Annotated in this window: 24 protein-coding genes; 9 read left to right on the top strand and 15 right to left on the bottom strand. The window is 44.5% G+C overall.

The features are described from left to right. Position 1 precedes the first annotated feature (1 nt). The 5 genes from J6I44_RS14185 to J6I44_RS14165 all read left to right on the top strand — a co-directional run bounded on the left by J6I44_RS14185 (position 2) and on the right by J6I44_RS14165 (position 4,748). The gene (locus J6I44_RS14185; protein ID WP_265766808.1) at positions 2 to 1,315 is read left to right on the top strand and encodes a 3-isopropylmalate dehydratase large subunit; all 1,314 of its coding nucleotides are present in this window, start codon (positions 2 to 4) and stop codon (positions 1,313 to 1,315) included. Positions 1,316 to 1,342: 27 nt separating this feature from the next. After that, the gene (locus J6I44_RS14180) at positions 1,343 to 1,918 is read left to right on the top strand and encodes a hypothetical protein (protein WP_265766807.1); all 576 of its coding nucleotides are present in this window, start codon (positions 1,343 to 1,345) and stop codon (positions 1,916 to 1,918) included. Continuing rightward, positions 1,909 to 3,015, top strand: a complete 1,107-nt coding sequence (gene leuB, locus J6I44_RS14175; RefSeq protein ID WP_265766806.1) for a 3-isopropylmalate dehydrogenase — start codon at positions 1,909 to 1,911, stop codon at positions 3,013 to 3,015. Before J6I44_RS14180 ends, leuB begins: the two co-directional genes overlap by 10 nt. Positions 3,016 to 3,460: 445 nt before the next feature. Beyond that, on the top strand, positions 3,461 to 4,123 hold the full coding sequence (locus J6I44_RS14170; RefSeq protein ID WP_265766805.1) for a hypothetical protein: 663 nt from the start codon (positions 3,461 to 3,463) through the stop codon (positions 4,121 to 4,123). Positions 4,124 to 4,277: 154 nt separating this feature from the next. Next, entirely contained in the window at positions 4,278 to 4,748 is a 471-nt protein-coding gene (locus tag J6I44_RS14165) for a YybH family protein (RefSeq protein WP_265766804.1), read from the top strand. A gap of 399 nt (positions 4,749 to 5,147) precedes the next feature. On the opposite strand, the gene J6I44_RS14160 is transcribed toward J6I44_RS14165, so the two are convergent. From J6I44_RS14160 to J6I44_RS14135, 6 genes are all read right to left on the bottom strand, one after another. Next, positions 5,148 to 5,486, bottom strand: coding sequence for a ferredoxin family protein (locus tag J6I44_RS14160; protein WP_265766803.1), 339 nt, complete (start codon positions 5,484 to 5,486; stop codon positions 5,148 to 5,150). 96 nt (positions 5,487 to 5,582) lie between these two features. Further along, complete coding sequence (locus J6I44_RS14155; protein WP_265766802.1) at positions 5,583 to 6,269, bottom strand: precorrin-2 dehydrogenase/sirohydrochlorin ferrochelatase family protein; 687 nt, start codon at positions 6,267 to 6,269, stop codon at positions 5,583 to 5,585. Positions 6,270 to 6,291: 22 nt separating this feature from the next. Continuing rightward, positions 6,292 to 7,041 carry a phosphoadenylyl-sulfate reductase gene (locus J6I44_RS14150; RefSeq protein WP_265766801.1) on the bottom strand — a complete coding sequence of 250 codons (750 nt, stop codon included), beginning with the start codon at positions 7,039 to 7,041 and terminating at the stop codon, positions 6,292 to 6,294. Between the two features lie 12 nt (positions 7,042 to 7,053). After that, a complete protein-coding gene (gene cobA, locus J6I44_RS14145) occupies positions 7,054 to 7,866 on the bottom strand; it encodes a uroporphyrinogen-III C-methyltransferase (protein WP_265766800.1) in 813 nt (270 codons plus the stop codon). 18 nt (positions 7,867 to 7,884) lie between these two features. Further along, positions 7,885 to 9,567: an NADPH-dependent assimilatory sulfite reductase hemoprotein subunit gene (locus tag J6I44_RS14140; RefSeq protein ID WP_265766799.1), complete on the bottom strand. Its 1,683-nt coding sequence runs from the start codon at positions 9,565 to 9,567 to the stop codon at positions 7,885 to 7,887. Between the two features lie 31 nt (positions 9,568 to 9,598). After that, positions 9,599 to 10,441, bottom strand: a complete 843-nt coding sequence (locus J6I44_RS14135) for a sulfurtransferase (RefSeq protein ID WP_265766798.1) — start codon at positions 10,439 to 10,441, stop codon at positions 9,599 to 9,601. Positions 10,442 to 11,186: 745 nt separating this feature from the next. Between J6I44_RS14135 and J6I44_RS14130 the strand changes: the two genes are divergently transcribed. From J6I44_RS14130 to moeB, 4 genes are all read left to right on the top strand, one after another. Continuing rightward, complete coding sequence (locus J6I44_RS14130) at positions 11,187 to 12,134, top strand: PLP-dependent cysteine synthase family protein (RefSeq protein WP_265766797.1); 948 nt, start codon at positions 11,187 to 11,189, stop codon at positions 12,132 to 12,134. 4 nt (positions 12,135 to 12,138) lie between these two features. After that, a complete protein-coding gene (locus J6I44_RS14125; protein ID WP_265766796.1) occupies positions 12,139 to 12,576 on the top strand; it encodes a M67 family metallopeptidase in 438 nt (145 codons plus the stop codon). 23 nt (positions 12,577 to 12,599) lie between these two features. Next, positions 12,600 to 12,875, top strand: coding sequence for a MoaD/ThiS family protein (locus tag J6I44_RS14120; RefSeq protein ID WP_265766795.1), 276 nt, complete (start codon positions 12,600 to 12,602; stop codon positions 12,873 to 12,875). A 64-nt stretch (positions 12,876 to 12,939) separates the two neighbouring features. Then, entirely contained in the window at positions 12,940 to 14,124 is a 1,185-nt protein-coding gene (moeB, locus tag J6I44_RS14115) for a molybdopterin-synthase adenylyltransferase MoeB (protein WP_265766794.1), read from the top strand. A 114-nt stretch (positions 14,125 to 14,238) separates the two neighbouring features. Here the strand turns inward: moeB and J6I44_RS14110 are convergent, their stop codons facing one another. The 9 genes from J6I44_RS14110 to J6I44_RS14070 form a co-directional block, all read right to left on the bottom strand. Beyond that, the gene (locus J6I44_RS14110) at positions 14,239 to 15,081 is read right to left on the bottom strand and encodes a sulfurtransferase (RefSeq protein WP_265766793.1); all 843 of its coding nucleotides are present in this window, start codon (positions 15,079 to 15,081) and stop codon (positions 14,239 to 14,241) included. Between the two features lie 316 nt (positions 15,082 to 15,397). Beyond that, positions 15,398 to 15,850, bottom strand: coding sequence for a peptide-methionine (R)-S-oxide reductase MsrB (gene msrB, locus J6I44_RS14105; RefSeq protein ID WP_265766792.1), 453 nt, complete (start codon positions 15,848 to 15,850; stop codon positions 15,398 to 15,400). A 194-nt stretch (positions 15,851 to 16,044) separates the two neighbouring features. Then, positions 16,045 to 17,046 carry a type I glyceraldehyde-3-phosphate dehydrogenase gene (gene gap, locus J6I44_RS14100; RefSeq protein ID WP_265766791.1) on the bottom strand — a complete coding sequence of 334 codons (1,002 nt, stop codon included), beginning with the start codon at positions 17,044 to 17,046 and terminating at the stop codon, positions 16,045 to 16,047. Positions 17,047 to 17,185: 139 nt separating this feature from the next. Beyond that, a complete protein-coding gene (locus tag J6I44_RS14095) occupies positions 17,186 to 17,857 on the bottom strand; it encodes an ankyrin repeat domain-containing protein (protein ID WP_265766790.1) in 672 nt (223 codons plus the stop codon). Between the two features lie 86 nt (positions 17,858 to 17,943). Then, complete coding sequence (gene fmt / locus J6I44_RS14090) at positions 17,944 to 18,858, bottom strand: methionyl-tRNA formyltransferase (RefSeq protein WP_265766789.1); 915 nt, start codon at positions 18,856 to 18,858, stop codon at positions 17,944 to 17,946. A gap of 12 nt (positions 18,859 to 18,870) precedes the next feature. Continuing rightward, complete coding sequence (gene def, locus J6I44_RS14085; protein ID WP_265766788.1) at positions 18,871 to 19,437, bottom strand: peptide deformylase; 567 nt, start codon at positions 19,435 to 19,437, stop codon at positions 18,871 to 18,873. After that, the gene (gene ruvX / locus J6I44_RS14080) at positions 19,409 to 19,864 is read right to left on the bottom strand and encodes a Holliday junction resolvase RuvX (RefSeq protein ID WP_265766787.1); all 456 of its coding nucleotides are present in this window, start codon (positions 19,862 to 19,864) and stop codon (positions 19,409 to 19,411) included. Before ruvX ends, def begins: the two co-directional genes overlap by 29 nt. A gap of 2 nt (positions 19,865 to 19,866) precedes the next feature. Beyond that, positions 19,867 to 20,199 (bottom strand): HU family DNA-binding protein, encoded by a 333-nt coding sequence (locus tag J6I44_RS14075; protein WP_265766786.1) that lies wholly within the window; start codon positions 20,197 to 20,199, stop codon positions 19,867 to 19,869. Positions 20,200 to 20,353: 154 nt separating this feature from the next. Continuing rightward, positions 20,354 to 22,606 carry a RelA/SpoT family protein gene (locus J6I44_RS14070; protein WP_265766785.1) on the bottom strand — a complete coding sequence of 751 codons (2,253 nt, stop codon included), beginning with the start codon at positions 22,604 to 22,606 and terminating at the stop codon, positions 20,354 to 20,356. Positions 22,607 to 22,715 lie beyond the last annotated feature (109 nt).

Here is a 22,715-nt window from a genome sequence, read left to right as displayed (position 1 = left end):
TATGGGAATGACTCTCACTGAAAAAATCTTAGCTAAAAACAGCGGCTCTTCCTCCGTAGAACCGGGAGAAAGTGTCTGGGTGGATGTTGATGTACTGATGACCCACGATGTTTGTGGTCCCCCATCCATCGGTATTTTTAAAAATGAGTTTGGAGAAGATGCCCGGGTCTGGGATAAAGAAAAACTGGTTATCATACCCGACCATTACATTTTTACAGAAGATAAATATGCCAATCGTAACGTAGATATCCTTCGGGGCTTTGCAGCGGATCAGGATCTGCCGTATTTTTACGACGTAGGCTCTGACGACTATAAAGGCGTCTGCCATATTGCCCTCCCCGAAGAAGGCTTTACCCGGCCGGGCGAAGTACTTTTTGGAACCGACTCTCACACCTGTACGGCCGGAGCTTTCGGTCAGTTTGCCACCGGTATCGGGAATACCGATGCGGCCTTTATCATGGGCACCGGCCAGCTGTGGGTAAAGGTACCCGAAACCATGCGTTTTGAATTTGAAGGGACTTCTATGCCCCCCTATATCATGGCTAAGGACCTCATCCTGCAGATAATTGGTGATATCGGCGTTGATGGTGCCACCTACCGAACGATGGAGTTTGGTGGAACGGGCATTAGTGCTATGACGATGGAAGACCGTATGACACTCACCAATATGGTCATCGAGGCTGGTGGTAAAAATGGGGTCGTTGAACCTGATGCCAAGACAGAAGCCTATGTCCGCGAACGTACCGACAAAGAGTTTGATCTTGTTTACAGCGATCCCGATGCTAAGTATCACAGCAAGTACCATTACAATCTGGAAGATATGGTACCTATGGTAGCCAAGCCTCACAGTCCGGATAACAAGGCCACCGCTATTGAGCTTGAGGGCACCGACCTTGACCGGGCTTATATTGGATCCTGTACCGGCGGTAAATTGTCAGACTTTGAGGCTGCTGCCGAAATCATTGACGGTCATGATCTGAAGTTGGATACTTATATTGTACCGGCCACCACTGAAATTGCCAAAGGTCTGGAAACACGCACCTTAAACGGTAAGCCACTCATCCAGATTTTCCGGGATGCGGGGTGCAACATTGGACAAGCTTCATGCGCTGCCTGCCTGGGTGGTCCGTCCGATACCTTTGGTCGTCTGAACAACCAGGAAGTCTGCATCTCCACGACCAACCGGAATTACCCCGGACGAATGGGATCCAAAGAGTCGCAAGTCTACCTGGCTTCGCCCTACACCGTTGCTGCATCAGCAGTGACCGGTAAAATTACCGATCCCCGCGTTTTCATTCAGCAAACTGTTATTTAAAACTACCAACTCGTACGACAAAATATTATGGCAACTAAGCATAAGAAAATTACAGGAAAAGCATTTGTGCTCGGTAAAAACATTGATACCGACCAAATTATTCCTGCCGAGCATCTCGTCTATAGTTTAGACGACCCGGAGGAACGTAAATTTTATGGACGTTACGCCCTCTCCGGCGTACCGGATGCCGAATCAGGACTGCCGGAAGGCAATATTCCGTTAGTAGAAGAAGATGAGTTCGAAAGCGATTTTAATATCATTATCGGAGGGCCTAACTTTGGCTGTGGATCTTCTCGTGAGCATGCTCCCGCTTCCCTCGACATCGCTGGGGTAGATGCGATTATTGCACCGACATTTGCGCGTATTTTTTACCGTAACTCGGTGGATGGCGGCTTTGTGGTTCCCTATGAGAGCCTTGAAAACTTAAGCAAGGAAATCCATACCGGGGATGAAATTGAAATCAATCCCGAAGAGCGAGTAGTGAAAAATATAACGCAAGATAAAACGTATGAAATCCGTCCACTGGGCAGCGTTGCAGATATTGTTAACGCCGGTGGTATTTTTGAATTTGCACGAAAAGAAGGAATGATCTCATGTCAGTAAAAGAAATAGTTGTACTACCCGGAGATGGTATCGGGCCCGAAGTTACCAAAGAAGCCCTCAATATTTTAGAGACCGTATGTAAACGACACGGCCACCAGCTAAAAACCAAAAGCTATGCCTTTGGCGGAGCCAGTATTGACCAGTTTGGCCGCCCCTTAACCCAAGAGACTATTGATGCCTGCAAAGATGCATCAGCGGTTCTTCTTGGTGCCGTAGGTGGTGAACAGTGGAATAATGAGCCGAAAGACAAACGTCCGGAAGCAGCTCTGTTGGGTATTCGAAAAGAACTCGACCTTTATGCGAACCTCCGCCCTATCAAAACCTACGATTCGCTCATTCATGCCTCCCCGCTAAAACCAGAGATTGTCAGCGGTGTAGATATCATGATCGTTCGCGAGTTGACGGGCGGCATTTACTTTGGACGTCCGAGACTTATTGAGAAAACGGAGACCGGCGAGCGCGGCGTAGATACCAAAGTTTATACGACTGAGGAGATAGAACGGGTAACTCATACCGCTTTTGAAACCGCTGCCAAACGCAACCGCAGAGTTACTTCTGTGGATAAATCCAATGTACTGGATGCTTCCCGCCTCTGGCGACAGGTCGTTATTGAATCTGCCAGCCAATGGCCTGAAATTGAACTCAACCATATGCTGGTTGACAACTGTGCTATGCAGCTGGTGCGTGATCCCAGCCAGTTTGATGTCATCCTTACCGGTAACATGTTTGGCGATATTTTAAGTGATGAAGCTTCTATGATTACCGGCTCCATCGGCATGTTACCTTCTGCCAGCATTGGCAAGGAGTATGCTATGTACGAGCCCGTTCACGGCTCTGCACCTGATATTGCTGGTCAAAATAAAGCCAATCCATTAGCGACTATCGCTTCAGTAGCACTGATGTGTCGCCATTCGCTCGACATGCCCGATGCGGCCCAGGAAATCGAAGAAGCCATCGAGACAACGTTACAAGATGGTTTCCGCACCGGCGATATTGCTTCCGGTGATCCCGATGAGTATCTCGTGAGTACGACGGAGATGGGAAGTGCGGTCTTAAAGCATTTGAATCCCGACTTACAGCCAGGCACTTTCCTGTAAATTTCGGGTTTATTACCTCATACAGCAGTAATCTACTGGAATTGATAGTGGATTACTGCTTTTTTTATTCCCTCCCTCCTTCTATAAAAATATAGATCCTACTATAGATGTACCAGAATCAGGGCATTGTATTCAGAACCGAAATAACAGCCCGCAAACCCCGTTTTGGAATCCGGAAAAGCGTACCGATTGGGGGGTATACCTCAATTGGGATACATGCAATGATATCAGGTAAGAAATTACCCGAGTTTCGATACAGATAAAATATATTATCCATCGACATTATCTGCATTGGCGATATCTATTGAATACAGATAATATGATCATTTCTTGCTGTTACTTCCCATAGGCCCACTTCTTGAATGTTATCCATTCAAAGTGTACCATAGATATTAAATGAATAAGATTAGGTTAGGTGGCTAAATAATTCATCAATCAAAATTTAATGAGTTTACAGTCTTCACTTGAAAAAGTTCATTCAAAAGTTGTCTCCAATGCTTGGTTAAAACTGTTTACGGCAATTGTAAGAGGTTGGTTGGCCATTGGTTTTATCATTCCAGGATTGAAGAAAGTTGCAAATGTCCCCTTCGCAGCAGGAATACCTACGTCAGAACCTATTGGCTATTTCTTTGATGCATTCTTTCAAGCAACAGAGTTTTATATCTTTGTGGGAGTTGCACAAGTGATAGCTGGTATTCTTCTCCTGTTTCCAGCCACTACTGCTCTTGGAACAGTGCTTTACTTACCAATCATTGTAAACATATGTTTTATAACTGTGGCCCTAAGTTTTAAAGGAACATGGCTCATCGCTTGGCTGATGCTTTTGGCAAATATTTATCTTCTTTGTTGGGAATTTGATAAGTGGCAAGCTTTGATTCCAGGATTTGAAAATTCCAATCCAGAAATTGGAACCAAGCATTTAAGCTTTTTAAAAACCACCATTGCTAGTGGTCTTTCAGGTTTATTCGCATTGGGGCTTATCTTTACAGCATTTGGTATTTTTAACAATAGTAGCATCCTCTATCCAATTTTGCTTGCTGTAGGTTCTTTAACTGTTTCAAGTTACTTGCTCGTTAAATTTCGTTCAAAATATGTTCTAACTAACTAGCCACCTAACCGCGCATTAAGCGGACACGCCTCGCCAGAACTTGCCACTTTCTGGCTTTTTAGCTTCTCGTTCATTATTTATCAAATCAGCATTCATTCGCGTGCAGCTTATGCGCAATGTCGTTAGGCTGCAAACAACTAAAAAGGAGGTTACTATGAAAACTATTTGTTTACAGCTCTTTTCTATTCTACTTCTAATCAGTAATCCACTAGCCTTACACGGTCAGCAGCAAAATTTCTCTGAAGAGGATAAAACTGCAATCAAAAAGCTTATTCAACAAACGGAAACTTATAACAATGCTAGCGACGTTGACAAATGGGTAAACTTATTTGCTGATGACGCAGTTTATATGCCACCTGGTTCACCCGCTGTTACTACACGAAAGGAATTAATAGAAACAGCTAAGGCAGGTTTTAAACACCAAGCTTCAATTTCGATTGAGCCTATAGAAATTAATGGTAATGGCGATTGGGCATTTGCACGCACGAAAGTAACTGGTGAAGTCAATGTCTTTGATTCAAAAGAGGTTGTTACTGTAGATGTAAAGCAAATTGTCATTTATACTCGAGAACCTGACTGTCAGTGGAGAATTGCGCGACTAATTAGTAACAGTAATACTCAATAGTGAAGATTTTTTGCTGCCTAACCCCTTTAAAAAGGAAAAAGTCAAGCAGACCCCGTCGGACGGAGCAGGCCCTCTCCACCTGCATTTTAGTATTTCATTTCTATAAATCCTCGGTTCAAGCCTATAGCTGGCGACCGATACTTGACATAACCGGCACCTATACGACAAAATGGGTAGTCAGAAGGTCTGTTCATCATTGTATCGTACGAAGGGGAAAACCCTTGTTAATGCAAGGTGTATGGCGAAGTTAGACGAATTCCTATTTATAAAGGCAGCTAAAGATCATTGAGATTCAGTTCAGGCAGGGGAGTTTTTATTTCTAAATCCAGCAAATAAAAAACTCCACTCCTGATGTTATAAACAGAAGTGGAGCTCTTTGTAATAACTTAATGCTGTAATTTAATTCCAGCTTTCTACTAAAAGCTCATCTTTATCTTCCTTTTCGGCCCACTCGTCAGCGTCTTCCATCGCTTCTGTTGTTTCTCTAACGTGGTGGTCCATCCACTGCTCGGAAAGCCGATCATTTAAATCTATATAATGCTCCCACTCCAGCGGAAGTTCATCATCCGGATAAATGGCCTCTACCGGACACTCCGGCACGCAGGCATCACAATCGATGCATTCAAAAGGATCAATCGCTAAAAAGTTTGGACCCTCACGAAATGCATCTACCGGACAAACGGAGGCGCAATGGGTATATTTACAGTTAATGCATGGTTCAGCAACTACGTATGCCATCGTAAAACTCTAATAATCTGTGTTAGTATTAAACTTTGTTTTATGTGTGTCAAAAAATCGCTTTAAAGTACAATAAAATGCGGAGGAATATAACAGCTATGCGGTTACTTGTTCGGTAGGCAAGGCATCTCCAACCACCTTTTCACCTACAATTTCAGCTGTTTTGTGGTACGCTTCCTTTATTTTTCCCTGCCGAAAGAAACTTAGTACTTCAGAGTCAATCAACTTGTACCAAAGATCTTTACGGTCAGAAAATTTTTCATGATATTTTGCCATTGGTTTTCTGAGCTTCTGCATAAACTCCAGGAACTGGCCGTATTCCGGGCCAAATTCTTCTTCGAACCGTTCACGTAACCGAACGGAAAGAGCAGGAGCTGCTCCACTGGTTGAAATAGAAATAGTCAGGGGGCCACGCCGTACGATAGAACCAAATGCAAAATTAGCGTTTGGCAGATCATCCATCACATTGACGAGGATATTCCGCTCTTTGGCTTCCTGGTACACCTTTTTATTAATGTCGCCTTCATACTCGGCCACAATAGCCATAAAAGCTCCTTCCAGGTCCCCTTGTTTATAATTCCGCGGGATCCACTTAAAGCGGCTCTCCCGAACCCAACGCCACATCTTTTCTGTTAGATGTGGACTAATGACTGTTAGGTTAGCATTTCGTTCTAACAGCTGCTCTACCTTCTCCTCGGCTTCATCATCACCGCCTACCAAAACCGTTTTACGCTCATCAAGTCGGCGTAAATAGATTGGAAACATTTCCATGGTATTACTCATTTTCTTAAAACTGTTTGTCGTATTAACTCCCGTTTTTCTGGGTTGAAAGATGAATTCCACACTCCGTCTTCTCCAACCCTTGCCAGCGTCCTAATCGTTCATCTTCAGGTTCCTCGCTATCTACGGGCTGTGTACAGGGTATACAGCCAATACTTGGGTAACCTTCATCATGCAGTGGATTGTAGGGCAATCCTTTTCCACGGATATAACCCCACACCTGGTCACCGGTCCAATTGGCTAATGGATTAATCTTAATTACCTCATTTTCAGGATCCCATTCTACAAAATCAGTATCCCGACGCCGTTCTGACTGGCTCCGTCGCACCCCTGTTATCCAAGCCTTTTTATCCGAAAGATAGTTTCGCAGCGGTAAAACCTTGCGTAAATGGCAGCATCGATTGGGGTTGGTTTCCCAGAGTTTATCGCCAAACTTTTCGGCCTGGTCTTCTAACGAAAGATCTGAGCTTACACGAGTGATGTCAATATCGAATCGTTCTTCAATCCGGTCGCGTAATTCATAGGTTTCCTCAAACAGAAGAAGCGTATCCAGATAGAAGATAGGAATCTCAAGCCCCAGCTCCCAAAGACGATAAATCAAGAACATTCCCGAAGGACCAAAACCTGTACCAAGTACCATGTCGGTTCCGAACGTACGGAATCCCCACAGGAGTACCTGATCAGGTCCGGCCACTTCGAACTGCTTGTTGAGGTTATCTAGCAGTTCCTTGGAAAGTTTCTGATTTGGAATGATTTCGTCTTTAAGCTTCTGCATTCTTCTGGTTATTTAGCCGACAAATTGCGTCCTTAATCTCGAATTTGATACCGTAGTTTCTTTAGCATCCTCCGTCTGGAACCAAGCCAACTCATGGCTTTTAGCAGCCAATTCACCAATCACAATAGTTCCCGGCGAAGATATATCCGTAGCTTCATCAACAATCGTTCCCAACGTTCCAAGCGTTGTTCTTTGTGATGAGTAGCTGGCCTTTTCTACAATTCCAACCGGTGTCTGCGGATCTTTTCCATGCTTGATTAACTTTTCAGTAATTTGGGGGAGACTTCGTGTTCCCATTAATACAACTAAGGTGTCCGAATGGACTAAGTGCTCCCAGTTGGTAAATGTTTCCGTATTTTTGATGGTATGGCCGGTTACCACCGTAAATGAACGTGCAACCTTTCGATGGGTTACCGGAATGCCGGCATAAGCAGGTGCTGCTAACGAGCTGCTGATGCCGGGCACTACTTCATACGGTATCTCTTTAGACCGAAGTACTTCGCACTCTTCGCCCCCACGGCCAAAGACAAACGGATCCCCACCTTTAAGGCGGGCTATCGTTTTCCCCTCACCGGCTTTGGTGACAAGAATATGATTGATTTGTTCTTGCGAGACCGAAGGCTTATCCGGACGTTTGCCAACGTAAATATGCTCCGATTTTTCGGAAGTCATTGACAACAGCTCCGGGTTAGCCAGGCGATCATAGACGATAGTATCTGCCTCACTAAGGATTCGGGCTCCCTTCACCGTAATTAATTCGGGGTCGCCGGGGCCTGCGCCCACGAGGTAAACTTTGCCATAGTTATGGTATGCTTCGACACTCATAATATGATTCAATAGTAGTTATGCAGAGACTGCTTCTGGTTCTTCAAGGCCTACACGATTCCAATAATCGCTGAATGATTCGCTGTTGCTTCGGTCACTTTTGTACTGCTCTAACAGTGGACGTACTTCTTCCACCAAGTCCTTACGTTCAACCAGATCCTTGTATTTGGAGTTTAACCGGGTACCGGCAGCATCACCACCGATAAAGATGGTATATTTATCCAGCGAACGACCAACGAAACCGATATCGGCCACGTAGGGTCGCGTACAGCCGTTGGGGCAGCCGGTCATTCGGATCGACAGCTTTTCATCTTCCAAACCCAGCTCATTGAGCACGCCGTCGAGATCACGGACAATATCTGGTAGAGCCCGCTCCGATTCGGTAATAGCGAGACCACAGGTGGGCAGCGCCGGGCAAGCCATAGAGTATTTTATGGCATTGGATAATTCATCATCCAGGAGCACACCATACTTATCAAAAATGGCTTCAATCTTTTCTTTGTCTTCTTCAGCTACATTAGTAAGTAACACATTGTGATTGGCCGTCAAACGAACGCCTGTTCCAAACTTGGAAACTACTTCGCGGAGTGCCGTCTTGAGCTGAAATTCCTGGTTATCCTGAATTCGACCGTTTTCGATAGAAAGTCCTAAAAACCAGTTGCCATCGGACTGCTGATTCCAGCCCAGGTACAGATCCAGATCAAAATCAGGGAGCTCTTCATAAGGCTCGAGTTCAAAGCCTAGACGACTAATCAACTCTTTCTCAAACTTTTCGAGTCCCCAATCATGAATTAGATATTTCATCCGCGCCTGCTTACGATTTACTCGTTCGCCATGGTCGCGCTGAATACCAATAATACTCTTGACTACATCCACGACTTTATCTTTGGAAACATAGCCCAGATGATCGCCCAAACGGGGAAAGGTACTTTCTTTGCGATGGTTCATACCCATGCCGCCACCGACCACTACATTAAAGCCTCTGATTTCATTCTCATCATCAAAGAGTGCTACGAGGCCGATATCCTGGGTGTAGAGATCTACGCTGTTATCTTTAGGCAAGGCAATGCCCACCTTAAATTTTCGTGGCAGATAGCTGTGCCCATATAATGGCTCTTTTTCTTTGACCTCCTCCTTGCCGGAATACACCTTGTCGCCATTGAGCCAAATTTCGTGATAGGCTTTACTGGCCGGCAATAAGATATCTGAAAGGTCATCGGCGAAGTCTTGCACTTTGGACTGCCGCCCATCGATATCAGGGGCTGGCGTTGCCATTACATTTCGGACAATATCACCACATGCTCCAAGTGTCGTAATCAGCGAATTATTAATTTCCTGTAGTGTTGTTTTTAGCTCATCTTTGATTATGCCGTGCAGCTGAAAGGCCTGTCGTGTAGTTACACGCAACGTTCCGTCAGCGTATTCATCGGCAATATCATCTATTGCTAAATATTGATCGGTGGTCATCTTCCCGGCAGGAATGCGCCCGCGGATCATGAACATATAATGTCGGTTACGACCTTCTCGGAGATCACGATCATCTTGCTGGTAGGTGCCATGGAATTTGAGCACCTGGATGGCGTCCTTGCTGAAGTGGGACTCGTCATTTCCCACTTCATCAGCAAGGGGCCCGCGAAGATTATCGCTGTTCTCCTTTATGACTTCAATTTTACTTTTTGTTCGTTTTCTTCGAGAACCCATAAAGGATATTTAGATTACGTTATATTGTAAATTACTTTTCAATTGGAGCGTCGATCAGGTTACCCCACTCTGTCCAGGAGCCGTCGTAATTGCGTACGCTTGGGAATTCAAGCAGTTCATTTAAGACGAACCAAGAGTGAGCAGAACGTTCACCAATTCGGCAGTACGAGACAATGTCTTTATCAGGAGTTATTCCTTCAGCCTCATAAATAGCCTTTATTTCTTCTTCAGTCTTAAAGGTACCGTCTTCATTCACCGTCTTAGACCACGGAATGTTTGAAGCACCGGGGATGTGACCTGGTCGTTGTGAAAGTTCATTCAGTCCTGGAGGGGCCAAAATCTTACCCGTAAATTCATCCGGAGATCGTACATCTACCAAGCCAAAGTCTTCATCATTCAGACGATCAGAAATATCGGATCGGAAAGCTCTGTACTCTTTCTTCTCACCGGAAATGGTATAATCAGTGGTGCCATAGTCGGCCGCATCGGTGGTCAATTCACGATCTTCAGCGATCCATTTTTTACGTCCACCATCCAGAATTTTAACATCTTCGTGGCCATAATACTTCAACAGCCAATACGCCCAGGCGGCAAACCAATTATTGTTATCTCCGTAGAGCACAATAGTGGTATCTTCACTTACGCCGGATTCCTGCAGTAGGGTTTCAAAATCTTCTTTAGTTGAAATCGTTCTTCGCAGTTGATCCTGCAGCTGGGTTTTCCAGTTCCATCCTATAGATCCCGGAATATGTCCCGAGTCATACGATTCGGTATCAACATCTACTTCTACAAACCGCACTGCTTCATCTTCGAGATGATTGGCAGCCCAATCAGTGGTTACAAGTACTTTTTTATTTGTTATTACGTCAGGCATTATTCTATTTGTTTTGCTTTGTGTTTAGATTAGATTATTTGAATAATTCTCACAAAGCCGCTTCCTGACACAGGTTGGCAGGCATTATCAACAAAAAAAGCCCGCTTCCTGTAACAGGCAGCGGGCTTTTATGATCAAGTTTTTAAAACTTATTTTCTCATATCAGTTCCACTACCTCCCGGCATATGCATACAACAACACATACACATACAGCACATGGCAACTGGCATGACAAGGAAGTTATGGATCTGATTATGAAAATTCATTACACTAAATTTTTGTTGATTAAATGACCGTTCGTCATCAGCGCTTATACAATAATAAATTAATCGCATGGAAGTCAACTAAAATTTCAAAAAAATATTTTTTTCTTTTTGGGCTGTTCAGAAACCCATTTTCCGGGAACGCTTTTGGAGCTTTTTTCATTACATAATCAGATCAAATGGAAAAGAAAGATTTTATAATTGGATTTATCAAAATTTTCCTTAACTTTTAAATCAATTATCCGATACCCCTGATGTATCGCAACACAATTTCAAGTAATTTGACAACAGCATTTAACATATCGCTCTCCCTTCTGTGCAAGTACACCTCTTGTACGTGTTGTTGCTGTTGTTGTAGCTAAGTTACCGGACTTTAACTTTTACATTCATTTCTTACCGGTAACAGTTTGAACGTGAGTTTACTGCTCTGTTCGTCTGTTTTTCATCTATCCTTCTTAAACTCTTGCTATTACTAAATTATTATGAAAACGCTCGATATCATTTCACAACCAGAATCACCGCTTACTAAAAAAAGCACTAAACTGGACTCCTTTGTCGGGAATACCCCCCTGTATCCCATTCAGAACCTGGACATTAAAGAAGATGTAAAAGTGTTTGCCAAGCTGGAATGGCAACAATTTGGTGGAAGTGTTAAGACACGAGCTGCTTATCGGATTATCCAGGATGCTATTGAAAGAGGAGAGCTTACGGAAGGAAAACATCTGCTGGATGCCAGTAGTGGCAATACGGGCATTGCATATGCACACATCGGAGCGGCACTCGGAATCCCAGTAACGCTATGCCTCCCGGAAAATGCTTCGGAAGAGCGAAAACAAATTCTACGCTCGCTCGACGTCAACTTGAAACTGACCTCACGCGCCGGCGGTACGGATGAAGCCCAGGAAGTAGCGAAGGAAATTTATGAGCAAAATCCGAGCCAATACTACTATGCTGATCAGTACAGCAATCCAAGTAACTGGAAGGCTCATTACGACACAACAGGGCCTGAAATATTGGATCAGACCAATTATGATGTCACTCATTTTATTGCCGGCCTGGGTACAACGGGAACCTTTACCGGCACCGGACGATTTTTGAAAACATATAAACAAGAAATAGAGCTTATCGCCTTACAGCCCGACATTGCGATGCACGGGCTTGAAGGCTGGAAACACCTTGAAACGGCTCATACCCCGGCTATTTTTGATGATTCTGTAGCGGATGTCATGCAAACCGTGAGCACCGAAGAAGCCCATGAGACAATGAAATTGGCAGCTCAAAAGGAAGGATTGCTCATCAGCCCCTCTTCGGCTGCTAACCTGGCTGGAGCATTGAGATTGGCCCGTCAGCTGGAAGAAGGAACTATTGTCACGCTCTTCCCTGATGATAGCAGCAAATACGGCGAAGTTACTAACCAACTGTTTAAATAACACTATGGCGCTTACGATTAGTAAAGAGGCTTTATCAATCATAAATGAACACGCCGAAGCGGATTATCCCAATGAATGCTGCGGATTTTTTTACGGCCTTGCCGATGGTGGTCAGCGTCAGGTTCGTGTTATACAGAAGGTGAAAAATGCGAAGGAGGGCGACCAACGCAGGCGCTTCCAGATTGATCCTCAAGACTATCAAAAAGCAGAAAAGTATGCCATTGACAACGATCTGGATCTTTTAGGAGTGTACCACTCACATCCGGATCATCCGGCTAAACCATCTGAACATGATCGTAAAGTGGCTATGCCCTATTTCTCCTATATCATTGTTTCTGTGCAAGACGGGAAGGCGGTCACCGTGCGCTCCTGGCGACTCAATGAAAGCCAACAATTTGATGAAGAACCAATAGAAACACACGAATTTACACCCGAAGTTTAACCCAAATACGATAACGACCCAAAATGGCACGAATAATTATACCCACTCCGTTGCGTAAGTACACGGATCAAAACAGACAGTTTGAGACTCAGCAGGATACCCTGTCAGCTGCAATAGAGCAGTTTATTGAGAAGTATCCGGATGTAAAGCAAAATTTACTGGACGACAATGGCAACATTCGTTCGTACATCAAACTGTACATCGGCAATGAGGAAGTAAGTCCTGCTGAAAATGGCTCAATTGAGCTGAAAGAAGATACGGAAGTTAGCATTGTACCCGCTATTGCCGGCGGTTGTTGAGGTACAGAAATACCGACCTTTTCAATACATTCTCAACAGATAACTTTTGTAACCGTATAACACTATGAGTAATTGGAACGATATAGAATTTTCAAGTAAAGAGCTGGGGCACTACAGCCGGCACCTTTCGATCCCGGAATTTGGAATGGAAGGGCAAAAAAAACTGAAGGCAGCTAAAGTATTAGCTGTTGGTACCGGTGGACTCGGTGCGCCCATGCTGCAGTATTTGGCCGCTGCAGGAGTTGGTACTATTGGCATTGTTGATTTTGATAAAGTGGAAGCAAGCAACCTCCACCGTCAAGTGCTGTTTGGTGACTCTGATGTGGGCCGGCCTAAAGTTGAGGTCGCCAAAGAACGACTCTTACAAAACAACCCTTATATCAACATCAATGTGCACGAGGTTCGTCTTACCAGCGAAAATGCTCTGGATATTATCAAAGATTATGATGTTGTGGCGGATGGCACGGACAATTTTCCAACCCGCTACCTGATCAATGATGCCTGTGTCATGCTTGACAAGCCGAATGTACACGGCTCTATTTTCCAGTTTGAGGGACAAATTTCGGTATTTAATTACGAGGATGAAGAAGGGAATCGTGGCCCCAACTATCGCGATCTGTTTCCTGAACCTCCCCCACCCGGATTGGTTCCGAGCTGTGCCGAAGCGGGAGTATTAGGCGTTCTTCCCGGAATAATTGGCTCCCTGCAGGCCAGTGAAGTCATTAAAATTATTACCGGCATAGGCGATCCACTCGCCGGCCAACTGTTTCTTTTTGATGCACAGGATTTCAGCACCCGGAAAGTTAAAATCACCAAGAATGAAGATAATCCACTGACCGGCAAAAATCCTTCTATTACAGAGCTGATAGACTATGAGGCGTTCTGTGGTATTCCTTCCAATGGGGAAGCCGAAGAAGAGGAAGCATCGGAAGTACCTGAGGTTAGCGTCACGGAATATAAATCCTGGTTAGATACCGGAGAAGATGTACAGCTAATTGACGTACGGGAGCCTTATGAAGCCGAAATAGCTGAAATAGGCGGTGATCTTATCCCACTCAAAACGGTCCTCGATCATGCTGATGATATCAGCCGAAATAAAAAGGTGGTGGTTCACTGCCGCAGCGGGGCCCGCAGTGCTGATGCCATTAAGCAACTGCAGGAAAAACACGGCTTTGATAACCTGTATAACCTGAAGGGCGGTATCCTGGCGTGGTCAGAACAGATTGATGAAAGCATACCACAGTATTAGCATTACTTACTTTACCCGTCGGACGAATTAAAATCGTCCGATGGGTACATATAAGAAAGCCATCCCAAAACATATGAGTTAAATGTTTGATAGCTTATAAAGAGTTATCGACTCTTATCGCTCTATGGGTGCATCGATCAGGTTGCCCCATTCGGTCCATGAACCATCATAATTGCGCACATTCGGGTATTCCAACAGCTCATTGAGGACAAACCAAGAATGAGCGGAACGTTCACCAATGCGACAATAGGCAATGATCTCCTTATCCGGGGTGATCCCTTCCCCTTCATAGAGCTTTTTTAACTCCTCTTCGCTTTTGAATGTGCCATCGTCATTGACTGCCTTAGACCACGGTATGTTGGAAGCTCCCGGAATATGGCCGGGGCGCTGCGAAAGTTCATTCAATCCCGGAGGGGCCAGAATCTTACCCGTAAATTCGTCAGGCGACCGAACATCCACGAGACCAAAGTCAGAACTATTAAGTTTAGGTTCAATATCATCTCGGAAGGCCCGATATTTTTTATTTTCACCTGAGATGGTGTAATCGGCAGTATCGTAATCAACGACATCGGTCGTCAACTCGCGATTCTCTGTTTCCCATTTCTTGCGGCCGCCATCCAGTATTCTTACATCCTCATGACCGTAATATTTTAATAACCAATAGGCCCAGGCGGCAAACCAGTTGTTATTATCACCATAGAGCACGATAGTTGTATCGTTGGTGATGCCGGAATGCTGAAGAAGCTTTTCAAAATTCTCTTTGGAAGCGATGGTTCGCCGGAGCTGATCCTGCAGCTGGGTCTTCCAGTTCCATCCTACTGCCCCGGGAATGTGGTTCGAGTCGTAGGCATCCGTATTAACATCTACTTCCACAAACCGGACATCTTCATCATCTAAATGGTCTTCGGCCCAATCGGTGGTAACCAACACATGATGATTTGATATGATATTAGACATAGTATTTTGATTTTAGATTATGATTTGTACTTCATGGACAAATCTTGTCTGGGGAAAGGCAGAGGATATTAAAATAGCAAAACCCACCACCTTCTCAGATAGTGGGCTTCTTTTCAGGAAACTATGTTCAGAATCAACTTACAGTATTCACAACCACTATCTTTTGTTTTATCAATAATGAGGTAATGAACCTTGTAGATGTAATAGGAAGACCATCAATTCAATGATGACCTAAATATAAAAGAATATCAAAACTGACAATTAATATAGCAACTCTATAAGTACCATTTTTTTAAAACCTGAACATTGATGCTTTCTACGATTCCCCTTCTAGTAATTTTAACGAAGCCGAGTTAATACAATATCGCAAACCGGTCGGTTCTGGTCCGTCGGGGAAAACGTGCCCTAAATGAGCATCACAAATATTGCAGAGCACTTCAATGCGCCTCATCCCGAAGCTATTGTCCGTTTTATAGCGAATTACATTCTTTTGTACCGGTTCGGAAAAGCTGGGCCAGCCGGATCCGGATTCAAACTTTTCGCCCGAATCAAACAACTGGGTTCCACAGCAGACACACGCATACAACCCCGGTTGGTGAGCCTCGCAATATTCACCGGAATGTGGTTGCTCTGTACCATGCATCCGGGTAATCTGAAACTGTTCTTCGGTCAACTCCTTTTGCCATTCGTCCTCTGATTTCTCTATTCTTTGGGGAGGTTCCGGAGTTCCGTTTTGAGCATATTCTTGTACTTTTTGCCAGTTAATCATGGGTCAATAAATTCAAATCCGAAGTATCATTGCTCTGTCGATAAGTTAAATCATTTCGTGACTATTTAAAACAGCCGATAGAGCTATTTCCCAGATATTATTGAATTGCCACTACTGTTTAGGAGAGTCATCAAAATATAAAAAAAGCCAGGCACCTATTAAGCACCTGGCTTTTAATAAAAATACAACAATGATTACGCAATTTTGGTAATCAGGTCAGCGGTACGCGCCGAATATCCAGCTTCGTTATCATACCATCCTAACAATTTGACCAACTTACCGTCTGCCTTGGTAAAGCCGTGATCATAAATGCAGGAATGAGGATTCGTCAAGATATCGGTAGATACGATTTCCTCTTCTGTATATTGCAGAACTCCTTTAAGCGGACCATTGGCGGCCTCTTCAAAGGCTTTATGCACATCTTCTGCGCTAACTTCTTTGTCAAGCACAGCGGTTACATCTGTAAGTGATCCGTCTGGGACCGGTACGCGAACTGCGCTACCATCCAACTTACCGTCTAAGTGAGGCAGGACAAGACCGACGGCCTGAGCTGCACCTGTTGTCGTCGGAACGATGTTATGAGCAGCGGTACGGCCTCTGCGGACATCCGAATGAGGGCCATCCAAAATCTGCTGGCTGCTCGTATAGGCGTGAATAGTAGTCATAAATGCCTTTGTCAGCCCAAACGTATCGTCTAATACCTTAACCATCGGAGCCAGGCAGTTCGTCGTACAGCTGGCGTTAGAGTAGATCTGTGTTTCATCATCAATCTGATCATCATTTACTCCAAGAACGATCGTCTTAACTCCATCACTCTTGGCGGGAGCGGAAATAATCACTTTCTCTGCTCCTGCTTCCAGGTGCTTCGCTGCACCATCCCGAGTACGGAAAAAGCCTGTAGATTCTACGATAATATCAGCACCACGCTCATCCCAGTTCAAATTAGCCGGGTCGCGCTCAGAAGAAACACCAATTTCTTTACCGTCAATTGTGATACTGTTTTCCGTCGCACTTACCTCGCCCGGGTACGTTCCATGAACGGAATCGCGCTTAAATAGATAAGCCAGGGTATCGGCATCCATAAGATCATTAATACCCACAATATTGATCTCATCTTCATGATAAGCCAATATCGATCGCGTTACCAATCGGCCGATTCGTCCAAATCCGTTAATACCTACATTAATTTTAGCCATAAAAGTTGTTCGTTTGTGTTAACTCGTTTTGAGTGTGATTTTTTTGTTTTAATCTTAGGCGTTCAAAATACCTCAAATTCTATTAAAGCCTCTTAAAATAACAGTATATCCGTTTTTTCTAAACTCCTATACAAATTTTTCAGTGCCCATCTTCATCCAGATTAATATCTTCGGGAATTTCTTCATCAAGCGGTAGTTCGTCCATAAAATCTTCTTCCTCTTCATCATCTGTGGCCTCAGCATTCGGACCTTCTTTAGCACCGGCTTTTCTCAGTAGATTTGCCACTTCACTGTTATCATTATCACGAGCCATGGTTAAAGCCGTATTTCCATTTTTATCACGCTTGCCCACACTAGCCCCCTGCCCAATTAAATACTCTACAATCTCCACATGGCCATCCCGTGCGGCAAGCATTAATGCGGTCTGTTGCCATCGCTGGGTGGCATTGATATCGGCTCCGTGTTCGCATAAAAACGTTACGGCTTCCAAACTGGATTCCCTTGCCGCTGCGATAAGAGCCAGCTCTCCAATTTCTGCTCCATGATCCAACAGCTGCTGCATCATAACGATATTATTATTTTCTGCAGCACGGTTTAAAGCAGTCCCCCCCATAGATGTGGCTCTATTGGGGTCTGCACCTTGCTTCAGGAGGTAGTCCACAATATCAGAATGATTATGTTGAGCAGCAATGATGAGGGGAGAGGATCCGTTTTTAGCGGTACTATTTATATCCGATCCTTCATTAACCAATTCTTTTATATCATCAAGTGCTCCTTCCTGCGCAGCTTTAAGCAAAGGGGACGTCTTCATAATAAATGCATTCAATTAGGAATATTTACAGGTTTGAAAAGTATATCATCATTATGAAGCTAATTATCAACTGATAATTAATATTTTTACTCTAATTTTCCTTGGCCATGGTATCCGTTCATAAAATCTTTGCCACTCATACGCTTTTTTCCCTGCAGTTGCACTTTTTTTAGGATGACGGTTCCCCGCTTACACCCCACCAGCAGATGCTCTCCCTCCATTACCAATTTCCCCACTTCCACTGATTTATCAGGCCCTAATTGGGAACGGTAGATGTTAAATTTTTGGCCATCAAGGGTAGCCCAAGCTGTCGGAAAAGGACTCAGACCCCGGATTTTATTATGAATCTGCTCCGCCGGATGGTCAAAATCTATTTTACAATCTTCTTTAAATAACTTAGGAGCCGGTGTAGCCTCTTCATGGTTCTGCGGAGTGGTTGTATAGCTATCCTGATCAATTTCTTCTACTGCTTCTACTAAAAGGTCGCTCCCCATTTTTTTGAGACGATTATACACCTCTCCTGTTGTTTCATTTCTACCAATGGGGGTCGTCTGTTGTTTGATGATATTCCCGGTATCCACCTTTTCATCAAGAAAGAATATTGAACAACCGGTCTGCTTTTCTCCCTCTATTACCGCCCAGTGGATAGGTGCAGCACCGCGATACTTCGGCAACAATGAGGCATGTAGATTAACCGACCCTTTGGAGGGTAGTTCTAACAATCGGGGGGGCAAGATCCGGAAAGCTACGACAACAAAAAGATCCGCTTCCAGAGCTTTTAGCTCTTCATAAAAATCATCAGCTCCAAGATCTTCTACTCCTATAACCGGAAGTCCCAGTTCCAGGGCTTTGGCCTTCAATGGAGTAGGCGAAGGCTTGGCGCGCCGCCCCCTTCGCTTATCGATATTACTGACAACGGAGATAATTTCATGGTCGGATTGATGAAGTTTTTCCAGACTTGGGATAGCAAAGTCCGGCGATCCCATAAAGACAATACGCATACGACTTGTTATTTAAACTTGGGCTTTTTTGGGTACGGTGGGGTAATCGATTTCTTTGTCTCCGGAAGCAATGCTCTTCAGCTTAGAGCCAAAAAGTTTACGCTTAAAGACCGAAAGGTAATCTAAAAAGAGAATGCCATCCAGATGATCATTCTCGTGTTGAATAACGCGCGATAACCAGCCACTGGCCTCCAAACGTTGTTTGTTAAAATCCCGATCCAGGTATTCTACGACAATATCTTCAGGACGCTTAACCGGGGCATTGACATCCGGGATACTCAGGCAACCTTCATCGAGCTGTATCTCTTGCTCTCCTGCCTCTATAATCTCAGGATTAATCATAACAAGGGGCCCTTGCTTGGGTTCATCAAACTCTTTTGCCATGGGGTCGGCATCCATAACAAACAGGCGCTTAAGCTTTCCCACTTGGGGTCCAGCCAAACCTACACCATCAGAGTTATACATGGTATCGAACATATCGTCGATAAGCTGCTGGAACGACTCTGAATTTTCTTTAACCTTCTCTGCCTTCTGGCGGAGAAGATCATCATCATACGTAACGATCGGTAATACGGACATTATCTGTGTTTTGCATTTCTATATATTTCTGAAGAATGATGGCTGCAGCAGCTTGATTAACACGGTCAGACTCCCGGCGTTTCATCTTGGGGACTCCCGCTTCCACCATTGCCCGAACAGCTTCTTTGGATGTATAACGTTCATCCACCTTTTCTACTTCCATATCCGGGAAGTGTTCATCCAAGCGGGTAAGAAATTTGCGAACCATTTTAATAGCCCTGCCTTCTTCCCCCTCGGGGGTTAATGGCCAGCCGACAACGAACTTTTCTACCTGTTCATTCTCAACAAGTTCCTTCAGACCTTCCATAATTTCACTGGTATGGTAAGTTCCTACCGGGTTTGCTACGGTTCGCAACAGATCAGAGCGTGCTACTCCAATCCACTTGGTGCCAACATCAATTCCTATAAGTCTGCCATATTTTGCCACTATTAGTCATCCATTTCTTCTAATTCTTCCTCATCCAGAGGTTGTTTTAGAAATTCTTTTAAAAGTTTACTGGGTTTAAAATGTGTTTTGCGATGCGCAGGCACATAGATTTCCTCATTTGTACGTGGATTTCGGGCCCGCGGCTTCGCTTTGGTCTTCTTAACTTCAAAAACACCAAAATCGCGTAATTCAATCCGACACGTCGGATCGGCATCCATCATGGTTTCTCGCATAGCGACCAGTACCGCCTCTACCCAGGGTTCGGACTGAACCATAGGCTCATCCAGCTGGTCGGCAACACGGCGCACTAAGTCTCTTTTGGTATAGGTAATCATCGTCTGTATATGATATTAAATTATTGCTCTAATGTGATAATTGTATGAATATATAAAGATTGACCTCTGATGTCTTACCGTAAAATATAATAGATGATATTACTTTTATTACGGATATAAAAATAATGACTCTATATGCAACGAGTGGTATCCACTATTCGTACCTGAACACGCTTTTGATCCCGTCAACCTTTTGAATCTTGGTAATCACCCGATCCAAATGCTCAATATCATCTACATATACCGTTAAAAGCCCTTCAAACATACCGCTGTCGCTGTTGACGTTAATACTCTTCATGTTGGTCTCCATCGATTTAGACAGGATATCGGTAATATCGTTGATCATACCCACGCGGTCTTCGCCAATCACTTTTACAGCACCCAGGAACTTTGACTCGATATGCTTGGCCCACGATACATCAATGATGCGCTCACCATCCGTCTTAATTAAATGACGGATATTTTTACAATTAGAGCGATGGACTTTCACATCTCCCGTGCGACTGATGAAACCAATAACATCATCACCGGGAATAGGATTGCAGCAATTGGCATAGCTATACTTAATATTGGAGATCTCATCATCAATAACCAAGGCTTTTTCATCTCCAATAGATCGGGCGGTGTCAATATAGGACTGCTGAAGTTCTTCCTCACTCCGGCTTCGGGGTCGCCGGGTACCGTCTCCTTCATCCTCAGTAATCCGGCCCGTGCCGGTAAATTGTTTAACGGCCTTAAAAAGTTTATTTACATCAAAATTGCCCTGGCCAATTTCATAGAACAACTCTTGTGTAGACTCAAACTTTAGCTTGTGAGCGATCTGCATCAAATCCTGATCTGAAATCTCGACATTGCCCCGCTGAGCTCTTTTTTCCCACAGCTCCTGCCCCTCGGTTACAACCTGGCGCTCTTTCTGTTTCATATACTGCCGGATACGTGACTTCGCTTTATGCGTAACCACGTCGTTTATCCAGTCAGGATTCAGGTTTATATCATTGCCTGTAATAATCTCTACCTGATCGCCAATTTCCAACTTCTGGCGCAGAGGGGCCATCTTACCGTTAACTTTGGCTGCCATCGCCCGCTCTCCAATTTCGCTGTGAATATCAAAAGCAAAATCGATGGGTGTTGCTCCCTGGGGCAGGGTACGCAGCTCGCCCTGGGGCGTAAATACATAAATCTCATCCTGATAGAGATTTAGCTGGAAATCTTTTACGAACTCAGTGGCAGCATCCGGACGCGGATTATCCAACACGTCGCGCACCCAGTGAACGAATTTATCCAGTGTTTCCGAACCGCGTTTACCCTCTTTGTATTTCCAATGGGCAGCGAGTCCTTTTTCAGCGATATCGTCCATCTGACGCGTTCGAATCTGTACCTCTACCTTGCGGCCCTGCTTGGTAATCACCGTGGTATGCAGCGACTGATAGCCATTGGCTTTGGGTACTGAGATAAAATCACGAAACCGCTTGGGAATGGGGGTATACCAATCCGTGATGATGGAATATACCCTCCAGCAGTCTTCTTTGGAATGCGGATCTTCCAGAATTATACGGATTGCAAAAAGATCGTAAATCTCTTCAAATGGCTTCTGCTGGCGCTGCATCTTCCGGAAGATCGAATAAATATGCTTGGGACGACCTTTGATCTCAAAAGTGAACCCCTGATTCTCCAGCTCATCGCGAATGGGCTGCATAAACTCTTCAATAAAATTTTCCCGAGCCTCCCGCTTTTCACGCAGCTTTCGCGAAATAAATTTATATGAGTTGGGATCAATAACTTTGAAGCAAAGATCCTCAAGTTCACTCTTCATATTAAACAGACCAAAGCGGTGGGCCAACGGGGCATAGAGCTCCATCGTTTCGGTAGCTTTCTGAAGCTGCTTTTCGCGCGGCAGGTGCTGAATGGTACGCATATTATGCAGACGGTCGGCAAATTTAATCAGCACGACCCGAATATCTTCGGCCATGGATAGCAGCAGCTTCATAAATGTTTCGGCCTGCTTGGTATCCCGGCTTTTAAAGACGCCCGAAATTTTTGTCACTCCGTCAATCAGGTGGGCTACCGTCTCGCCAAACTTTTCTTCGATATCATCGAGTGTCACACCAGTATCTTCCACGGTATCGTGCAGCAGGGCGGCCACTACCGAAACGTCATCAATATTGATTTCTGAAGCTACAATTTCGGCCACCGACACCGGATGCAGATAAAAAGGCTCGCCTGAGGCCCGTGCTACCCCCTCGTGCGATAGGTAACACAACTTAAACGCCCGTGCTACCATCTGCTCATCCACTTCATCGAGATCTCGACGGCAGACGTCCAACAGTCGCTTAAGATCCTCCTGTTGGGCAGGATCAAGCTCATGTGTATCTAAATCTATGTTATATTTCGTTTTCGCTTCAGCCATACATAATCGCTATTTAGCTCCCCGTATAATGTTGCTTCCTTAAACAACATCTTTAACTGTGACATTCAAATAAAACAACTGGCAACTTATTTTACTAATTGCAATAAAA

This window comes from Fodinibius salsisoli (genome assembly GCF_026229185.1).
In the GTDB taxonomy this organism is placed as follows: Bacteria; Bacteroidota; Rhodothermia; order Balneolales; family Balneolaceae; genus Fodinibius; species Fodinibius salsisoli.
Note: the sequence above shows the minus strand (reverse complement) of the source record. Positions and strands in the feature narration are given on the sequence as shown.